The 19,159-nt window shown below is 36.4% G+C and carries 13 protein-coding genes and 4 pseudogenes; 10 read left to right on the top strand and 7 right to left on the bottom strand.

Going from position 1 to position 19,159, the window contains the following annotated elements; all coding sequences use genetic code 11:
• The first annotated feature begins 281 nt into the window (after positions 1-281).
• From MSBRW_RS09700 to MSBRW_RS09680, 6 genes and pseudogenes are all read left to right on the top strand, one after another.
• Complete coding sequence (locus tag MSBRW_RS09700; RefSeq protein WP_011307846.1) at positions 282-1,760, top strand: PAS domain-containing protein; 1,479 nt, start codon at positions 282-284, stop codon at positions 1,758-1,760.
• A gap of 464 nt (positions 1,761-2,224) precedes the next feature.
• Entirely contained in the window at positions 2,225-2,389 is a 165-nt protein-coding gene (locus MSBRW_RS22120) for a hypothetical protein (RefSeq protein WP_155398185.1), read from the top strand.
• Positions 2,390-3,186: 797 nt separating this feature from the next.
• On the top strand, positions 3,187-3,402 hold the full coding sequence (locus tag MSBRW_RS23415; protein ID WP_052305910.1) for a hypothetical protein: 216 nt from the start codon (positions 3,187-3,189) through the stop codon (positions 3,400-3,402).
• Positions 3,392-3,544: a hypothetical protein gene (locus tag MSBRW_RS21115; protein WP_230670071.1), complete on the top strand. Its 153-nt coding sequence runs from the start codon at positions 3,392-3,394 to the stop codon at positions 3,542-3,544. Before MSBRW_RS23415 ends, MSBRW_RS21115 begins: the two co-directional genes overlap by 11 nt.
• A 35-nt stretch (positions 3,545-3,579) precedes the next feature.
• On the top strand, positions 3,580-4,878 hold the full coding sequence (locus MSBRW_RS09690) for an MFS transporter (RefSeq protein ID WP_011307847.1): 1,299 nt from the start codon (positions 3,580-3,582) through the stop codon (positions 4,876-4,878).
• A gap of 1,228 nt (positions 4,879-6,106) precedes the next feature.
• Positions 6,107-6,609: pseudogene (locus MSBRW_RS09680) on the top strand (transposase); the annotation flags it as partial.
• A 140-nt stretch (positions 6,610-6,749) separates the two neighbouring features.
• Here MSBRW_RS09680 and MSBRW_RS09675 read toward each other — a convergent pair.
• The 3 genes from MSBRW_RS09675 to MSBRW_RS09665 form a co-directional block, all read right to left on the bottom strand.
• Complete coding sequence (locus MSBRW_RS09675; RefSeq protein ID WP_230670069.1) at positions 6,750-7,199, bottom strand: serine protease family protein; 450 nt, start codon at positions 7,197-7,199, stop codon at positions 6,750-6,752.
• A gap of 1,020 nt (positions 7,200-8,219) precedes the next feature.
• Entirely contained in the window at positions 8,220-8,498 is a 279-nt protein-coding gene (locus tag MSBRW_RS09670) for a hypothetical protein (protein ID WP_155398184.1), read from the bottom strand.
• 319 nt (positions 8,499-8,817) lie between these two features.
• Positions 8,818-10,125 (bottom strand): M14 family metallopeptidase, encoded by a 1,308-nt coding sequence (locus MSBRW_RS09665; RefSeq protein WP_230670067.1) that lies wholly within the window; start codon positions 10,123-10,125, stop codon positions 8,818-8,820.
• Positions 10,126-10,598: 473 nt separating this feature from the next.
• Between MSBRW_RS09665 and MSBRW_RS23410 the strand changes: the two genes are divergently transcribed.
• Together MSBRW_RS23410 and MSBRW_RS23405 are read left to right on the top strand one after the other, a co-directional pair.
• Positions 10,599-10,901, top strand: coding sequence for an acetolactate decarboxylase (locus MSBRW_RS23410; RefSeq protein WP_011307851.1), 303 nt, complete (start codon positions 10,599-10,601; stop codon positions 10,899-10,901).
• 37 nt (positions 10,902-10,938) lie between these two features.
• Positions 10,939-11,265: an acetolactate decarboxylase gene (locus tag MSBRW_RS23405; RefSeq protein ID WP_394298283.1), complete on the top strand. Its 327-nt coding sequence runs from the start codon at positions 10,939-10,941 to the stop codon at positions 11,263-11,265.
• Between the two features lie 219 nt (positions 11,266-11,484).
• On the opposite strand, the gene MSBRW_RS09655 is transcribed toward MSBRW_RS23405, so the two are convergent.
• The 4 genes and pseudogenes from MSBRW_RS09655 to MSBRW_RS22110 all read right to left on the bottom strand — a co-directional run.
• On the bottom strand, positions 11,485-13,068 hold the full coding sequence (locus MSBRW_RS09655) for a transglutaminase-like domain-containing protein (protein ID WP_011307853.1): 1,584 nt from the start codon (positions 13,066-13,068) through the stop codon (positions 11,485-11,487).
• Positions 13,069-13,853: 785 nt separating this feature from the next.
• A pseudogene (locus MSBRW_RS24260) lies at positions 13,854-13,943 on the bottom strand (hypothetical protein); the annotation flags it as partial.
• Between the two features lie 170 nt (positions 13,944-14,113).
• Complete coding sequence (locus tag MSBRW_RS09645) at positions 14,114-16,510, bottom strand: PKD domain-containing protein (RefSeq protein WP_048102939.1); 2,397 nt, start codon at positions 16,508-16,510, stop codon at positions 14,114-14,116.
• Positions 16,511-17,072: 562 nt separating this feature from the next.
• A pseudogene (locus MSBRW_RS22110) lies at positions 17,073-17,236 on the bottom strand (IS1634 family transposase); the annotation flags it as partial.
• Between the two features lie 973 nt (positions 17,237-18,209).
• Between MSBRW_RS22110 and MSBRW_RS24065 the strand changes: the two are divergent.
• Both MSBRW_RS24065 and MSBRW_RS23400 read left to right on the top strand, forming a co-directional pair.
• Positions 18,210-18,281 (top strand): annotated as a pseudogene (locus MSBRW_RS24065) (hypothetical protein); the annotation flags it as partial.
• A 102-nt stretch (positions 18,282-18,383) separates the two neighbouring features.
• Positions 18,384-18,650: an ATP-binding protein gene (locus MSBRW_RS23400; RefSeq protein WP_011307855.1), complete on the top strand. Its 267-nt coding sequence runs from the start codon at positions 18,384-18,386 to the stop codon at positions 18,648-18,650.
• The last annotated feature ends 509 nt before the right edge of the window (positions 18,651-19,159 follow it).

Raw genomic sequence — 19,159 nt, 5'->3', positions numbered from 1 at the left:
TTACAAATATTACGTTGGGATTTAACGAAACCAATAATGAAAATATGTGAGTAATTCTAAATTATTTAACCTTAAATTCGAATATTAGGAAACTTTTATACTATTAAAGTAATGATTTTGTTATATAATATTAATTTTTTAAAAGCATTAATTATTAATACAGTACGTAAATTTTTTATGAGATTAGGTTAATTTAATAATGAAGTTTAATATTCAATACAAAAATTATTTCTTTGTGCTGTGGAAATGTAAATTATTATACACAGTTGGAGAGAATAATCATGGAGAGTGATTTTTACAAAGAAAACATCGAGAAAATTGAAAAAAGATTCTTTTCCATAGCTGAGATGACAGGGCAATTAATATTTGACAGTGATGCACAGACAGGAAAGATTGAGTGGTCAGGACCTATTGAAGAGTTTACAGGTTATACTCAAGAAGAGTTCAGCAAAATTGATCTGGCTGCCTGTAAAGAGGTGATACATCCAGAAGACAGAGAAAGAGTTTGGTGTGCTCTTGAGAATTCTTTAAATACAGGGGAGAAATTTTGGCAAAAATTCAGGTTTCGGAAAAAAGATGGAAACTATATTTATGTAGAGGATAGTTCTGTTTTTCTCAAAGACGAGAATGACTGTGTATACAGAGGAATAGGCTTGCTTAAAAATATCATAGAAAATAAGTATGCACAGGAAAAGCTCAAGGTAAGCGAAGAACATATTCTAACATACCTGCAGAATTTCAGAGGTATTGGATTTGAGTTAGACAATAATTTCAATCTCATGCTTCTTCATGGAGCCGTAGAGGAAATTACAGGCCATAGAAATGAAGAATTTTTATCAGGAAAAATCAGGTTGGTTCAGCTAGTATATCCTGAAGATCAAAGTAATTTCCTTGAGAATCGAAAGAAACTGAACATTACACCTAACTCTTTAATTGAACAAGAATATCGAGTTCTGAACAGAAATGGAAATATAGTTTGGGTCTTTGAGTCTATCCATGTTGTGCACGATATAAATAAGACAAACCAGTTTTATCAGGGGTTCATCCAAGATGTGACTGAACAAAAAATTGCAAAGGAGGCTATTGACAAAGCCGAAAAACTTCGTAAAAAAGAAATTCACCATCGAATCAAAAATAACCTGCAGGTAATATCCAGCCTCTTAGAATTAGAGTGCGAAAATTTGCTGTCCGGTAACCTAGAACGTGAAAAAGTTATTGAAGCATTTCGAGAAAGCAATAATCGAATCATATCCATGTCTATAATCCATGAAAAACTGTATAACTCCAAAAATATGGAAACAATCAATTTTGCTTCATACTTGAAAGAATTAACAGATGATCTTTTCAAATCGTATAAAGTTGGAAGTTCTGATATCCAATTGCTTTTAGATGTGGACGATATCTGTTTTGAAATGGATAATGCAATCCCTTTAGGTATCATTGTCAATGAACTCGTTTCTAATTCATTAAAGTATGCATTTCCAGAAGTAGGAAGCGGGAAAATTCACATTAAACTTCACAGAGACGTTAATGATAAAAAGAAAATTTTGACCACTCCTAACAGAAATTTTATGTTAATTGTTGAAGACAATGGCATTGGTTTTCCGGATTCAATTGACTTCAGAAACACTAGTTCACTGGGCTTACAGTTGGTAAATACTCTTGTTGACCAAATCAATGGTGATATCGAACTTATAAAAGATTCAGGAACAAAATATAATATACGATTTACAGATTCTTGGACCTGGATGTCTTCATGAAATAACCTATACAATTTATAATTCAACAAAATGTTGATTGGAGATTTCGATATTGAAAGTCAACATTTCACTCAAAAATATGCAGAAGTTGCCACGTGGTAATTTCTAAAAAAAGTGGGTTAACTAATGTAAAGTTCGGTGATAAAAATCAGATGTCCACTATGAGATTTCAAGATAGCTTAATCTTGTAAGATTCTTGTACTTAGATACGAGTGATATTTAAATTGAATTAATTTATCAAAGTTGATGGTAATTGTGATAGTGTCCAAGTATGATACATTGTGAGAAAATTACTATTCGAGCTACAAGAAAGTTGCAAGCCCTCACAGAAAGCCAGGTCTTTTTAAATGGCTTTATGATAGCTATATATTTCTACAGCTCTTGAGAAAAAGCTTATTAAATTCAGTGATTCCGAAAATCTTAGCACAGAAAAAATAGAAGAAAAGCTGTTACCAGTATCTTTAATGGTAAATGAAGATCTTAACCGAAAGTTATTGTTAATGGAGGAGTTTGCTGAGACTTATGAAATAAAAAGCTTTGATACTTCTAAATATATTAACAATTATAGAATTTACGCATTCGAAAGTCAAAAAAAGAATAAAGAGGTCTGCCAAAAGCAGGCAGCTTGATTATTTGAAATCGCCTATTATTATTATTATTATTATTATTCTGTGACCTCATTTGCTCTGGATTTTGTGGTCGTAATTGGGAATGATGAAAATGATGAATGAATCTGAAATGTATTCCCAAAGAGTACAGAATCACAGTCCTAGTCTTTCCTAACCTCGGTTTTCATATGGGAATATTTTCTATATTAAAGTATTTTCTTTATTAAAGTATTTTCTTTATTAAAGTATTTTCTTTATTAAAGTATTTTCTTTATTAACCTAAATCTCTCATGACAGTGTTTTCTTGTTATCTCCAGGCACATGATAATTTCGAAAGTTTTATAATGGTTATATTTTATGTATACTTTCAACATAATAATAAATGAATAATTAATAATTAATCCTATTAAACCTGCATTTTATGCCATAAAATCCTTCTTAAAAGTAGAAATAACGAAAAATATGTGCATGTGGAAATGGTAACAAGAGTAAGTGCAAGAATGTTATTCTATCTGAAAATTAATTTCTGAATGGATTTATAATGTAGCTGTGATAGGCACTCAGATAGGAATTTAAGCATTGCAGAATACGTTGTCTATACTCAACTTGTCTATTCCATACGATTTCAAGAGTGTTACTCTAAAAAAGGTGATTTTAAGTTGAACTTCCTCACAATTTCCAAGTTGTATGTGGATTTTCCTACTGAAGATGGTTTGGCCAAGGCAGTAAACGGCGTAGATCTTTCTATTGCTAAAAGCGAAATTGTAGGCTCAATAGATGAATAGGGTTGTGGCAAAAGCGTCCTTTTGCTCTCTATCATGAGACCGTTACAGGATGACGTAATCCTTAAAGGAAACATTCTCTACCGTGGAAAAAATCTGTATTCAATTGAAAAAAAGGATGTGAGGAAACTAAAAAGTAAAGAAATCGGTATGTTACTTCAGAATCCGGGAAGTTCTCTCAATCGCAAGCCTCAGTTTTCTGGGTTTTGGAGTGCAGCCACCTACTCCGGAATTGGGATCCATGTTGAATGAAGGAAAAAGATACATTCGATCTGTCCCCTACATAAAGATCTTTCCCGGACTTGCTCTCATGCTTATAATCCTGGCATTTAACTACCCTGGGGACGAATTAAGGGACCTGCTTGACCCTAGAGAAACAAAGTACATCGACTGAAATTGTATATTCGATATTTCTTCAGAGCAACTACTATGAAAAAATACTTATCACTTAACAGCAAGTTTATTTTTAACGCAACCATCAGTGCGGTTGCCGGATACAGGACAAAATTAAATAGTTTCAGTCGAAATGCGTGCCTGTTCTTAGGATATATTTTCCTCATCTCTTTGAGCCTGGGAATCTACGAAGTGATCTTCAATCTTTACATCTTAAGGCTCGGGTTCAGAGAGGACTTTCTGGGACTCATGCTCTCACTTGTTTCCGTATCCACTGGCCTGTTTGCAATCCCTGCGGCCATGTTCTGCGACAAGGCAGGCAGAAAGAACACATTGTTATTGTCCTGCTTGCTTCTCATGTTTTCCTTTGCAGTCCTGTACACCACTACCTCAACATTCCTGCTGGCTTTTTTTAGCATTCTTTATGGAGTATCTTCATCGCTTAAAATAGTTACAGCATCTACGTTCATGGTTGAAAATTCTACTAGTTATGAAAGAATGCACTTGTTTTCGATGTACTACCTGTTATACACCATAGGTGTCATGATAGGAAACTTTGCGGGCGGTATTCTTCCGCAGACCTTCACTAGCTCACTCAAAATCGATCCCACAGATCCAGCAGCTTATCAGCTCTCACTATATGCATCTTTAGCTGCTGTGTTAATTTCCCTGTTACCCCTGATATTCATAAAGAACAAAAAATCCTCCCTGCCGGAAAAGACAGCTCTGCTTTCTACTTTTTTTTCGACTTTAAGGTCAAAAACTATCCGAAAATTAATTCTGGTAAATGGGCTTATAGGTATGGGATGGGGGCTGGCTCTTCCCTATTTTAATGTTTATTTCGACATTGTCCTTGGAGCAAGTTCCAGGCAGATAGGTTTCATCTTTTCCCTTTCCCAGGTGGTCATGATGTTCACTTTATTATTTGTTCCTATACTTACTGAAAGGTTAGGGAAAGTGAAGGTTGTAGCCCTGGTTCAGCTCTCCTCAATTCCATTTCTTCTGCTTTTCACATCTACATCCCTACTTACAATAGCTGCCTTCGGATACATCATGAGGTCAGCTATAATGAATATGTCAAACCCTGTATTGAGCAATTTCAATATGGAGGTTGTCAGCGAAGAACAGAGGGCGACCGTGAATAGCTTGATATGGATGAGCTGTTATACGTGTGTTGGACTAAGCACCTATGCAGGTGGTTTGATGATGGCTCACAACTACTATCGCCTTCCTTTCCTTCTGACCTGTGTTTTATATGTAGTTGCTACTGTACTTTATTACGTTTTCTTTGAGAAAATGGAAAAAGAGCAAAAAAATTTAGAGGTATCAATCTAATTGAAACCGGAATTTTAAAATAAAACAGAAAAACTGTCTGAAAAATACTATTTGTTATTCGAACATTTTCGAGCTATGCCGGAAAAGTTGCCGCAAGTGGTGTTCGAAACTGTACGTAAAATTATAGTTCCTAATGTAGGTATTCTAATGTAGGCAATTGTACTTACTTTGTAAGCACGGAAGACACGGAAAGCACGGAAAAATTGTGCCCCTATTTCCTTTACCATTTTCTTTATTCTGTGTTTTCCGTGCTTTCCGTGGCTAACCTTTTACTTCTGGTTAACCTTTCACTCCAGATCGGTGAAGAAATTTTGGTATTTGACTATAGTTACCCGAATACAGGTGAACTACTGTATCCTTTATTTTTAAGTCCTAAGCCTTGTACTAATTATTCCTTTCTCATCGACTCATATTTTTCAGGTATTGTAAAAGTTAAGGTATTTCTTTCCTGAATCTTGACCTAATGTTAGTAATACAAGTTTTTAATTAAATAACATCAAATATGACAAACATAATGAAAAGTATTAAATATAAGTTCATCATATGTATCTATGTCTAAGCGAACAGACAAAAATAGAAAAGCCTCCTAAATCTGTGAATTGAACGCATAACTCCTAAATTCTTTATCTGTATGTGCAGCAGGTGAGGAATTTTAGGTGTTTTCGCGTTCAAATTAGAATTCAAAATTTCCTATTTTACTCAGTATGTTAATAGTTTGAAACTCATCCAGGCTGGTGCTTCTTAAAAGGAAAGATATACTTGTTTATAAGACTATACTTATAAGTGCATTGTATCCTCTTCGAATTGAGTGGAAATCTCTCACTTTCAATTTTCACTCAATGAACTTTTTTCTCTGATGAGTTGGGCCAAAGATTGCATCTCAAATTTGTTGGCTACTCTATCACATATGTACCGATATGCGCTTACCTCCAGTTTCTTTGCTGTCTGAACAATCATCATAAATGTGTCATTTGCCTTTGTTCCCTCCTATGTTATGGTTTGAAGGCTTACATCTCTTTTTCTGACCTTTGCTCTCGCCGCCAGTTCCGCTGCATTGTTATGCAGCGGAACTTCTGGCAAAACCAGTATCTTTAACAGCTGTTCCTTGTTCTCTTTCATCTTAGCGATTCTTTCATCCAGATGTTAATATCCTGTTTTGGTAGAAAACAACTTATCAAACTTAATGGATAATCGCTCTGCTACCTCTGGATCTGGGTTAATCTAAACTCATAAAGGTAAGAAAAAACAGGATGAGATGATTGTACGTTTTGTTGCAGTCTATAATGACGAGGATGAAAAGCACCACATTTATATTACAAACATCGGAAAGATCTTTTTAATGCAAAAGACATTGCAAACTTATATGGGTCAATATGGGACATAGAATTTCTGTTTAAGGAGTTGAAAAGCAAGTATGCACTGGACATTCTTGAGACAAAGAATGTACAGGTAATTGAAGCTCTAATCTGGACAGCAATATTGACACTGATCATTAGCAGAAGAATTTATTCTCTTGTAAGAAACTCAACAACTCACCCTGAAAAAATGGCTAGATATACGCAGTTACGTTGGAGTACAGTATTTGCAGAGAATGCATCAGATTTGTTGACAGTAATTTTGCACAGATATGGGATTCGGAGGACTTTTGAAACTATAATGAGTGTGTATGAAAGTCAGGCATTAGATCCGTTTGTAAAAATAGAAAGATTTAGAGATGAATGGTTTGAGTAAAAAATGAAAGAACTGGATTCAAAAAGAGTAACATGAAAAGGGAACGAATCATTAACCGATGGCCAATGATGTAGTATTTAATTTTAAGACAGCTTATAAGATCGATTTCTCTTAATCCCGGCCATTCTTCTTAATCCTGCTTATCTGTCCAGGCTACGGAGAACACCGGAAGAGATTGCAACTCCCATGCAATTGTCCAGCATCACTGAAGATATGATCCCAATTACTTTCCCTGCCTGCAGGATAGGGGAACCACTATCTCCAGGTTCAGGCATCTCAAGGCATCGAAAACCCAGGTAAAGCAGTGAAGCTCCGGCATTAATTACCCTGCACCGGATAACATGGATATCATTGACAAGAAAAGCTTCCTCCAGTTCAGCTGCACTGCCAAGATCGGTAATTTCAACAATACATTCGGAAGGAAGCTTTATCAGGGCTAAATCATAATTTTTTAAAATCCTCGTAACAGTAAGTCTCATTCCATCAACTATCAGAGAGTCTCCTTCCCCCTTGAATAGGTGAGAAACCGTGACCATGTAAGGCAACTCTTTGAGTAAAATAACAGCACCGACAATACAGCGTTTTTTCATATAGAAAAAAAAACCGCCTGCTTTTATCATAAGCTTTCATCATAAATCCTGATCAATATACTGATTTCACCTGGGTTTATTATGGAATTTCTGATATTTAATGTTAAATTGCGCGTTATTTATATTTAAGGAACTCAGATGGCTGATTTTCAAAAATAAGATAAAAGATCTAGATATTTTTCATCCGGTTGCTCCTGCATAGAACAGTAAAAGTTTCTGACAAAGAAGAAAATTTTTCAACGAAAAAGAAAATTAAAAAACTTATTCTGACCTTAAAGTCTCTGATCTACACAAAATGATCCAGATCTCGCAGATGAAGCATTTTACCCGACTTCTGACCCCAAAGGGAGATATAAAGGAAGATATAGTTTCTAAGAAAAGTTTCTAAAAACTTGTATGGAATCCTGATCAAATCATAACTATGAACGATATGATCTTTTCATCCAGCTACCTGAGACTGCGTCTCTGAAGTGTTTCTTTGATACTTGCCGCCCCGGGACAAATATAAAAGGGATAGATCTCTTGCTGAGTCGCAAGCCCAGACTATTATCGTCACCTTCCATGGAGTCTTTCGAAAAGGTAAAGGTACGCTCATTCAGAAGTATGGCCGTATCACTGATAGAGAAAGGAATGAGCACACTATTACTTTGGGCTGCGTATCGTTTCAAACCAGTGCAGATACCTGTAGATGGGAACTAGCACGGAGTTTTTACTTACTACCTGTGCCAGAACATTATCAAAAGCGAGAATAAGTTAAGTCGTAAGGAGCTGCTTGCTAAGGTGGGAGCCGATCTCAAGGAAAACAAATATGAACAGCTATCCCATGAGCAGCTATCCCAGCTGGAGACAAATGCTACTAACAGAATAGGAGAATGGTGATGAAGCGGGAGAGATGACCTTAACTGAGAAGGAAGGTAAATCATTTTGAGATCTTCCTCGTCTCATTTTGTTTTTATTTAGGTTTTTATCAAAGTTGGTCTCGCGATCATAATAGCTTGACCAGTATGAAATTTTCAACGGTTAATCATTTTGATGATCACGTTGCACATCCTTCAAGCGCTCTTTTGCTATTTCTTCAGCATCAGCAATAACCTCTATCTGGTATTTTTTCTTGGAAAGATTTTCAATCTGCTCTTCAGATAATAGCCCCTCGATCTCAAATAAATGTTCATCAAGCTTCTTTGCAGTTTTGCCAAAGACGTCAAGGTCGTGCAATCGTTGAAGATCACGAAGCAGATCCCATGTGCTGGTACGAATTCTCACAATATAATTACCCATAAAATTCAGTCCACCACTCAACGGTGATTATCCCGATGACGATATTACTGCTAATAAGCAATATTCATGCTTGTCTTATGATCACCTTAAGCTTCATACCTATCTCATATAGAGAAAGATGTGGTATTACAATCTTAGTTATCATCTGTTTGTCTACTAGCTCCGAGTGAAAATTTATTCTCCCTTGCTTAAATACAAAGGGAGAAAAAAGACTTATCTTCCAGAGTAACTCAGAGACATTGATTAAGGGTCAATTAGCGGAGTGTAGACACTCTTTAGATTACGAGCTTCTATAAAATAAACTCGGTTTTTATGGCTATATATGTTATTTTATGATTTGTTATCGTGCCCCTATCATAGCACCCTTTTCAACTGTCTTCTTTTGCATTTCAACGTCATTGCTTATGGCCCAACAGAGTTCACCCATTGCAGCGCAGACATCTTTGATGATGTTTCTCATCTCGCTAAAAGACTGAACAAACATATTCCCAAACTCGATTGTGTAACCGTATACTTTATTGTTCAAGTTATTCACTATATGACGGCTAAATGCATAGTCATCTGATGTTGCTGATGTCGGATAAAGCCCCACAGCCTGTTGAACTTTGTAGTGATTTCCACGGACAGTAGCCAGTGATTCGTTCATACTGTTAGCAAGGCTTACAAGTTTGTCCTGATCCTGGGGGGAGATGAACTCTTTATAAAGTGTGTCATCTAGAGTCCCACGCTTCCCATCATATACAGAATTCATGAAGTTCTGTTCGGGATCTGTCGTCTGGTTCTCGTCATCTCCCCAGCTATACAATATAAGTTCGCTGTAGCTGTGTATATCCACGAAGTAACCAATGTTCTGATAGGTGTCGAACAAATGGCGAACATTGCGAGTCTCTGGCTCGGAAAACGGACTTACTCCTTTATATATGGGACTGGATGGTGCGGAAGATGTTCCAATCCCGCTATCCCACAGAAAATCAAAATTCCGATTTAGGTCCACGCCAGGATTTGAAGGATCTACAGAGGTATTTGGGTTGCGGTTTTTGCGCCACCAGAATCCCTGCTCATTAGAAATTGGATCGTTAGTCTGGCTGTAGTTCTTACCATCCGGGTTTACATCAGGGAATACAAAGAGATCGATGTTTTCAAGAATTGTGCAGATCTGAGCTGCAGTGAAACTCTTTCCACCAAAGGTCACCCCTTTATTGGCACGGTAGGCATTGATGAAGTTGACGAGGAAAGACATGCAGATATCCGAACCTCCCCACTCCCTTGCATGCATACTACCGGTAAATAATACACCAATCCGGTTCTCGTTCTCCCCGGCACGTACACGAACAGCATGAGATATCCGATTTTCCCAGGTATGGTTTGGAAGTTCAATCAGGGTCACGAGGTCTGGATGCAAGATCTGGAGGTTGATAAGTGCAGACTCAATCTCTTCTGCAGTCATATACCCCATTACCGCACGCTCTTCGAATGCTGAGAGACCACGCGCTTCAGCAAAGCGATTGACCCGTGAAATCTCCTGTGCTCGTTCCACAGCTACTTGTGATAGGTCGGAAACGGCTTCTACATTGTAACCTGCCGTTTCAACCTGCTGAATCTGCTCATCCGTCAAGATACCAGGAACCATTAAGCGATCAGTCGCCAACTGTTGTGCAGCACGATATTTTAAATCAAGATCAAATTTCTCCAGCGCCCTTAACTCTTTAAGGGTCCTAGCAATTATTTGGACCGAATATACTGTTATTTAAATACCCCCATAATATATATAAGATATATATAATTTTAATCAAATAATATTTTTGAGGAAACTATAATTAGAAATTCTAGTCACTACATCCCGATAATCCTCCGATTAGAGGTAATCAAGTACCAAAAGATATAGAAGTAACAACAATAAGTAACAGCAATAAGTAACAGCAATAGATGATCTGTCACTCATTGTCATTCATATATACCAAAAAACCGTAATTTGTCCCTAATAACAAAAAATAGTGTGTTGATTTTAGTGTGCTGATTTTTTTGTAAAACCATAAGTCAGACACAATATAGGACTCAAGAGCATGAGTTCCGTCATAATTTTGTGCGGCTTCTTTCATTGAGTATCCACCAATTGATGCTTTGCTCCAGGGCGTTTATGAAGGAAACTTTTCTATTGGAGCACTTGAAACTCATGGAGATTTCGGAATTGGAACACTTGATAATCTTGATGAAGAAATGCTGGCTCTTGATGGGAATTATTACCAGGTGAAAAGTGATGGGATTACATATCCTGTTTCTGAAAATATGACCACTCCATTTGCCACGGTTACCTATTTTGAAACTGACGAAATCCATAGGTTTGAAAAGCCAATGAACCTGACAGAACTTGAACAGTATCTGTACCTGAACCTGCCCCCGGAAAACTTCGTTTATGCTGTTTAAGATTAAAGGAAACTTTTCGTACCTGAAGGTACAAAGCGTGCCAAAGCAGGAGCTGCCGTATCGTAAACTTGCGAATGGCGTCGCAAATCAGACTGTTTTCGAATTTGAAAATGTAAGCTGCACACTGGTGGGTTTCAGGACATCGGACTACGTAACCGGCATCAATGTTCCAGGATATCATCTTCATTTCATTAATGAAAAAAGGAGTACAGATGAGCATGTCCTTGAGTTCGAGCTTGAGAACGGAACTACTGCTCTAGATTCAACACCATCCTTTTTCATGGAATTTCCCAAAAGCTATAGCTTTACAAAAGTAGAATTGGGACAGGACTTAAAAATCGAAATGGAAACTGTGGAAAAGTGAATTTGAGCTTTGACCTAACGCGGATTCAAGTTAATGACTATTTTTATAAACTGAGCTTGAATCCACGCCTTAGATATGAATCTCACAAAATCCCACCATAACTCCGACAACAGCTTCCCCCCTCACTCCTACTATCTCCTTCACACATGCTTATGTCCCCTCCTTTTACTTCCTTTTCATGGCCTCTCCTACCTCTTCATGATAATCTTCTGGAAACCTTCACGACGTAATTCCCTGTTCCCAAGCTTCTTCAGTCATCACGATCAGTGCTGAACTTGCATTTTCTGTATACGTATCATATCCAGAGGACGTCGCCTGATCGAAATATGAAATTTCATGGCCGTCAGTAATCTCCGGGGCTTTAATCATCGTTGTTTCAATCAAATTCCAGCTTCCTTCCACCTTAAATGCAACAAACACATGACCAGGGATATGGATAAGTGCCGTATCCACACCTACAGACTCAAGTGCAGACGCATAAAGTACAGCCAGATCGTCGCAATCTCCCCCTTTAAGGGACAAAGTTTCGGACGGGGTCTGGATATAATCAATACCTGTCCCCAACGGGTCATTTGGATCGGAGACGTAATACACTCCGTATTGGCCAAGTGCATCAAAAATTAGTTTGGCTTTTTCCAGATCGTCATCGATACCCATTGTCGCATTTGCAGCAATACATCTCACATTTGAGTCATGAGGATCTATATAATATGAATAAAATGATTTTAACGAGATACCTGCATCTGCAGATGCCAACCTGGAAGTATCTACTAACGGAAGCGCATTTTTACCATAGACTTTGAGGGAAACGGTGCTTTCCACAACAGGCTGTTTTGTTCCTGATGAACTGTATTCGAGTTTCAAGTACAGGTTTTTCGTTGATTCTTTGCCAGCCTTTTCAAATACCTTTTCGGGTATGTTTGAGGTTACCCCTATTTTCGACACTTTATTCGGAGAGATCTCATTGATGGACTCTGAGACCCAATCCCCGCCTTCAATACGGGTAGACAGAATAACATTTTCTGCAGATGACTCTCCGTTGTTAGCAATAGTCACCTGGAAAAGCTGCTTTTTGCTATTCACATAATAACTATATACTGCCGGACTCACACCAGACATATCGGAGACTGTACTTGAAATCACCAGTTTTGAAGGGGAATAGGACTCATAATCCCCAACGATGTTCATTTGTTGTCCAAATTTTAAGGTCACTAACTGGGACTGAGGAGAATGATGATTATTTACATTACCGTATTGCACTTTGTATTTGCCAGGCTTCAACTCTGTTGATATCTGCCCATTACCCTGAAATTCTCCGTCTATGAATATATCGCCACTTACAGGAGAAGTTTTGACAATTAGCTTTGATACTGTCCTGGAGTTGGGGTCTGTACCAAACTCAAAGATCTCCTGATAATCTCCGTATAAGTCTCCGTCAGAATTTTCACTCAACGGATTGGTTTTATACTTGTTTACTTCGTCAAAGTCCGAGATTTTATCGGAATCAGTATCACCGTTTGCAGGATCAGTATGAAGTGTGTTGATCTCATATCCATCCGAAATTCCGTCAGAATCCGAATCAGATGCGAATATATTGGTATCATGCTGAATTTCACTTGGAGTATTTAATCCGTCTCCATCAAAATCCACAATAACAGCCCCTGCCCCACAGAGAGCAATAATTATTATTGCCGGAGTAGTAAAATTGAACCTGAGCCTGTGAGCAGCCCCATACAAAACAACAAGAACTACGGCTAGCTTGGCTAGCTTGGCGATTGTATGTGAAATATCAGCATCAATCAAAAGTACACCCCCCTGAAAACAGAAATTATGCTATAAACCCAGTCTGACTGTAAAAAAATAATATGTAAGTGTAGATATTTGAAAGTTTCTCAGCTTTTTATTCTGAATTTTTTTAGGGAATTTTTTTAGGGTGGAGGAAGTTGATTTTTGGGATGTCAAGCAAAAAATTTTTAAAGTTTCTTTGTTGATTGGAAAAAACGAGATTTTACATAAAATTGGTTAACCGATGACAAATAATCGTTATTCAAGATAATACTCCCAATAGAAAACCCAAGAAGAAAACTAGAACAATTATATCAAACACATCGAAACGAGATCTTAGAAAATTAATTACATCTGACCCATGCTTTTCTATAGCTAACTTAAAATTATCATCAGTAAAAGAACTGCTCATAAACTCTCTTCTATATTCCTCCCCCAAAGCTTTGAAAAAGGTTTGTAACCACATTTTCAATACACCTTATATAATTACAATAGACGGAAACATTAATAACTTTTTCTAAGTGTCCACACGAAGCTAAATTTACCTGCTTTTTCCCAATTCTTTACAACTTTAAAAAGGAACTTCTAATCCCCCATAATTTACTATTTGTCCAATTGAGGAACAAGAATGCCTACAAGCTACAGGACAAGCATATCTAAATTTTCTAAATTGACCACTCCGAAAATATTCTTAAAAAAGGAATTTTGAGGAATATAGCAAGACATCAACTAATTCGTGAGTTTACTATGTTTATTTATTTATTTATTTATTTATTTATTTATTTATTTATTTATTTATTTATTTATTTATTTACTACAATATATCCAGAAATATTTTTAGTATTACTGCCTTCTGCATTTTTCACCGTTAAACTAACAGTATATTTTCCTGCTTTACTGTATTTATGTACAGGGTTTTTGGCTGTTGAATAAGTTCCGTCTCCAAAGCTCTATTTCCATGAAGTTAGACTATTGACAATTTTGTCAGTAAATACTACAGTTGTTGGCGATTTTCCAGAAGTTAGAGTTATAGAGAATTTAGCAACGGGTTTTGTTACAACTTTTATACAACTTTAATATATTTTGTTTTTGTTACCGCGTTACGTCCTACAGCATTATTTACCGTTAAGCTAACGGAATATGTTCCTTTCTTTGAATACTTGTGAACCGGATTCTGGTGGAATGACTTTGACCCGTCTCCAAAGTCCCATATCCATTTAGCAGGTGTCCCTGTACTTTTGTCAGTAAATTTAACCTTTAATGGTGCTTTTCCAGAGGAAGGAGATGCAGAGAATGCAGCAACGGGTTTTGCTGCCACAGTTATATATCCGGTTTTTGTTACCGTATTACTGCCTTTAGCATTCTTTACTGTTAAGCTAACCGTATATACCCCTGCCTTTGAATACTTGTGAGTTGGATTCTGGTGAAATGACTTTGATCCGTCTCCAAAGTCCCATTTCCATTTGGTTGGTGATCCTGTACTTTTGTCAGTAAATTTAACGTTTAATGGTGCTTTCCCAGAACTTGGAGTTGCAGAAAATGCAGCAACGGATTTTGTTATCACTTTTATATAATTTGTTTTTGTTACCGTGTTCTTGCCTTTAGCATTCTTTACCGTTAAGCTAACAGTATATGTTCCTGCTTTTGAATACTTATGAACCGGATTCTGGAGGTATGACTTAGATCCATCTCCAAATTTCCAGAACCAGAAAGTTGGAGAGCCAGTACTTTTGTCATAAAACTGTACCTTCAGTGGGGCTTTTCCTGAATTTGGAGAGCCAAAAAAAGCAGCAACAGGAACTATCGGATTTTGGAATATTTTGTTTCCGCTAATGTCGGGATTTTTAACATTTTTGACTGTGATTCCGGAAGAGGAATTTGAGGTATTCACATCTGTTAAGATATTATTTTGTATTTTCACAGCACCATTTTTCAAGGAATTCCCATCGATATATATTCCTTCCCGGCCCAGATTTTCAAAAGTATTTTTAGAAATATCCAGGTTTATCCCGTTTATTAGAAACTTCTGATATACTCCCTGATGAGATAGATTGCTAAAAGTATTCTTACTTATTATTATATTCTTGAAACCTCCATAGAATGGGAAAATAACTCCACGCGTCCCACCGTTTTGAGTGTTATTCCTGATTATAAGCGTCCCATCGGTTCCATTTCCTCCTTCATACATATTACCCAACATATCGTTAAACGTGTTATTTTCGTAAACATGTACTCCGTCACCTACAGCGCCGCGTGAAAATATCCCTCCATATCCGCCAAAAACTTCATTGTTGGAGAAAGTAGACTGTTGTGTACCATCTGAAAATGCAAAATAGAATGGAAGCTCTTGCGGTGACCTGTATTCTAAAAATGTACAATAGTATAGGGTTTCCTCTGTTACTTGCGGGTATATTTTGTTTCTAGTTACTACAAAATCAATAGTATCAGCGTGAGCATCAACAACATTAGAACCGGTGATATTTGCCCCTATCAGAGTGTTATCGGCAATAAAAACGTCTCGACTTAAAGACTTGAGTTCAGCTGAATTGCCTGTTATAGCATGCCTGCAATTCTCTATGTGATTATGTTCTATATTGGCAAAAGCCGTACCACTAGCTACGTTTACACCGTATCCACTCCCTGGAAGAAGTGAATTGTAAATCTCATTATTATTAACACTCACATTAAAACAGGAGTACAGACAAATAGCACCGAAACCACATTCATTGAACCAGGAGTTAGTGATAGAGCTGTCCTTGCAATATTGCATAACCAGTCCATGATGAGACATCGACGCGCCTGTATCTTCCAGCCTTATATTCTTTATATGCATTTGAACAGGTCTGTACACCTCGAACTTTACAGTCTCGGATAATTTGTAATCTCTAAGAAGCGGTTGATTTAAAGTAACAACATTTCCATTCACACTTTTAACAGCATAAATTTCTCCTGTCATTTGATCAGGATAATTATCAGGATAATTTAAAGGACACCACGGAACATTTTTCCAGATCTTAATCAAGTCATTCTTGCGAACCTTGGAAGCGTCAGTTAAAACCACCTGAGACGAGCCCTTCTTAACATCAGCACTCAGGGTTCCGCTTATGATCTGTGACCCCCCAAAATAAATATCGTTATATACTTTATCAGAAGTTTGAATGTGAAGAGTTACTTTTCCTTCACCTATTATATTCAGATTTTTATTTTTTTGATATACTCCTTTTGTGATATAATAGTCCCCTTTGCAGATAGTTATTGTATCCCCGCTTTTTGAGTAATCCAGTGCCGCTTGAATACAAGTTGCGTCGTTTGCATAATTAGGTGTATGAAAAAAACCTGGATCAGCTGATCCAGCTTCTTTGTCAATTATGATATTTGCAGCCAAAGCTGCAGGGCTAATTAACGCAAGAGAAAAAAGAGTAAGAATAAATATTGTCATAAGATCTTTAAAATTTTTCATTAAATATCCTTCCTAAACCTGTTTAACTTAGAACCTATTCGAAAAGTGTTGTGATCACTGACTTTTATAACTAGTATATCCAGAACTGGAGTGGACACTCACTATTATAGACCGATTCTAACTTAATATGCCGTTGTTGACCTTTCGGAAAACCCTAAGAGGATTTTAATAAGATAAAATTAAAAAATTTCCATTTCTACCTTGATAAATTTTATTATTTTTTACAGATATTAACTTATCTATATTATCTGCAAAGTAAAACATTTTAAGCGCTCTTATCTGAAGCTCTTATGTGCCCAGATCATTGCTTTCAAAATAGTCCTCTTTTAGTGAAAATTAGTTAATCAATTCTTTTTTAGTGAAAATTAGTTAATCAATCCTTTACCCAAGGATCATAGTTCCATAAATGCTATCGTCTGACCAAACTCTTAACGGCTTAATGCTAATTTCATATTTCAACGAATCGAATATTTTCTCAATAGAATCCTAGGGGTTCTATAGCTTCTTCTTCACTATAAGCTCTTCAAGCTCACTAATAATTATAGAGAATGAAATGTCGACATGCCGAAAGTAGGCTAAAATTCTCAGTCAGCTTGTAGCTCAATAATCTGATTAGTAAACTATTGATATCAAGACCTTTTCTTTATGTTTGCTAAAAATATCACAGAAATGAAGTTTTTCATAGTAACATCGAACAGCAAGCAGTGATCTAATAGAAAGATATATATTTTTGTTAGGATTTCTAGGAAAAGCTCTTTATTTTGTGGTGTACATTGTATCGAATAACACAAGGTAAAGATCACTTATTTTTATTTGACTGTCAAAATTAGGGTGCAACCTTAACTATCACTCACGTAGGGAATAAACCAATTCAAAAATTGTGTCTTTAGATATCGTTTTTTAACAGCGTTTCACATTTTTCAGTCTCTATTGCTTTCAAAGCTCTTATCCATCCTCTATGGATAAGATAATTTTCAATCCAAGACCGTATTGGTTTTTATGAGTACATTATGAGGCTATCCACCAAAACAACGAAGAACCACTTTCAATTTCACCAGAAATTTTTCATACATTTAATGTTATCTGCCCTTTAGATGTCGAAAATTTTGTCTGAAACAATAAGTATGAGTAATTTTTGCATTTTTGCTTATTTTTAACTTCGATAACTATAGGCTCAAACATCAATTTGTTATCTTTAAATTCTGTTATCTTTAAATTCGTGTGAAAAATTCTAAAAAATTATAGACTATATCTGATAATTTTTAGTGAAACATGTTCAAGAGCATTGTTATTGAAAAAATTTATTTCCTATTTGTGGCAGAGTTAAGGTTAGAATATAGATTTAAAATCATAAGGTTTAAATAGAGTTTGCGAATAATTAGTTAGTATTCAAACAGTCTGAATACCAAGTATAATAATTATGAATATTTGTATTCAGACGATGCGGATGCAAAAAATATGGATATTAAGAATAGTTAAGTTCGAACTATCCACTAAACAGATCGAAATGGCTCCACAATGTGAGAATGTTCTCTTGACAGTTCGTGGATTGACAAAAAAATTGAGAGATATTAGTAGATAAGTCAAAAGTATATGTTCTACTGCTGTGAAAACAGAAGTTATTGAGATATTGGAGAACAAAATATGATGAGTAATATGGATGGTATACAAACTCGCTATATGTTGAAAAGGAGGAAGTGGTAAGAGTATCATTGCAGCTCTCTTTGCAAAAAATCTTGTAGAAAATGGTAACTCTGTCATTGTCATCGATACCGATGAATCGAACTTCGGCCTTCACTGGCAACTGGAAGTCGAGATTCCTCTCTATTTCATAGAATACTTCAGTGGCAAAAGTGCTGTTCTTGAGAAAATCATGCAAGCAGCGCCTAGCTGGGATTCAGTCTCTTTCTTTGAAGACGAAATTGGTTTTGCCGATATTCCTGCGGTATTTCTTTTGAAGAACGGAAAAATAAAGCTAATTGCTATAGGGAAGATCCACGAAGTGAGTGAAGGATGCGCTTGTTCAATGGAAATGCTGGTAAAAGAGTTTATCGAGAAGTTGAAGTTGAACCATGATGAAGTGATCATTGTTGATACTAAGGCAAAACTTCGCACTTTCATTTGCAGAAGTGAAAAGTAAAGAGGCTATGGAAGGTCAGTAAAGCAGTAGACAAAACTTTAACATCAATAAGCCTGTCTTATCACTGGAGTTTTACCAATTAATTTATAGTTTGAGAACTTAATGCGTAATCGATAGACCAGTTTCAACTGGACAACTCAAGAAAAGCCATAATGGTAAATTGGTTATAGGGGCGCTAGTGGGATGAAATCGGTTTTATTGGACGCTAGTGATATAAAATTGATTATATGGACATGAGTGATAAAAACTGGTTGTATGAGCGTGAGTGAGGTAAAATTGATTACATGGACGTGAGTGAGATAAAACTGGCTATACTGCGCTGAATCATTTAATTCCTGCAGGACAAGGTATTTCTATAAATAGCCTTAAACAAAAATAGGTATTAATGACTTTACAGATGAAGGTGACGCTAAATACTCAGGTTATTCTCACAAGTGTTTCATAAAACTTGAAAGTCTTCAGCAGACTTTATTCTAGTATACTTATAATATTTCCATTTTATAAACAGC

Source organism: Methanosarcina barkeri str. Wiesmoor, from assembly GCF_000969985.1.
Taxonomy (GTDB): Archaea; Halobacteriota; Methanosarcinia; order Methanosarcinales; family Methanosarcinaceae; genus Methanosarcina; species Methanosarcina barkeri_B.
Note: the sequence above shows the minus strand (reverse complement) of the source record. Positions and strands in the feature narration are given on the sequence as shown.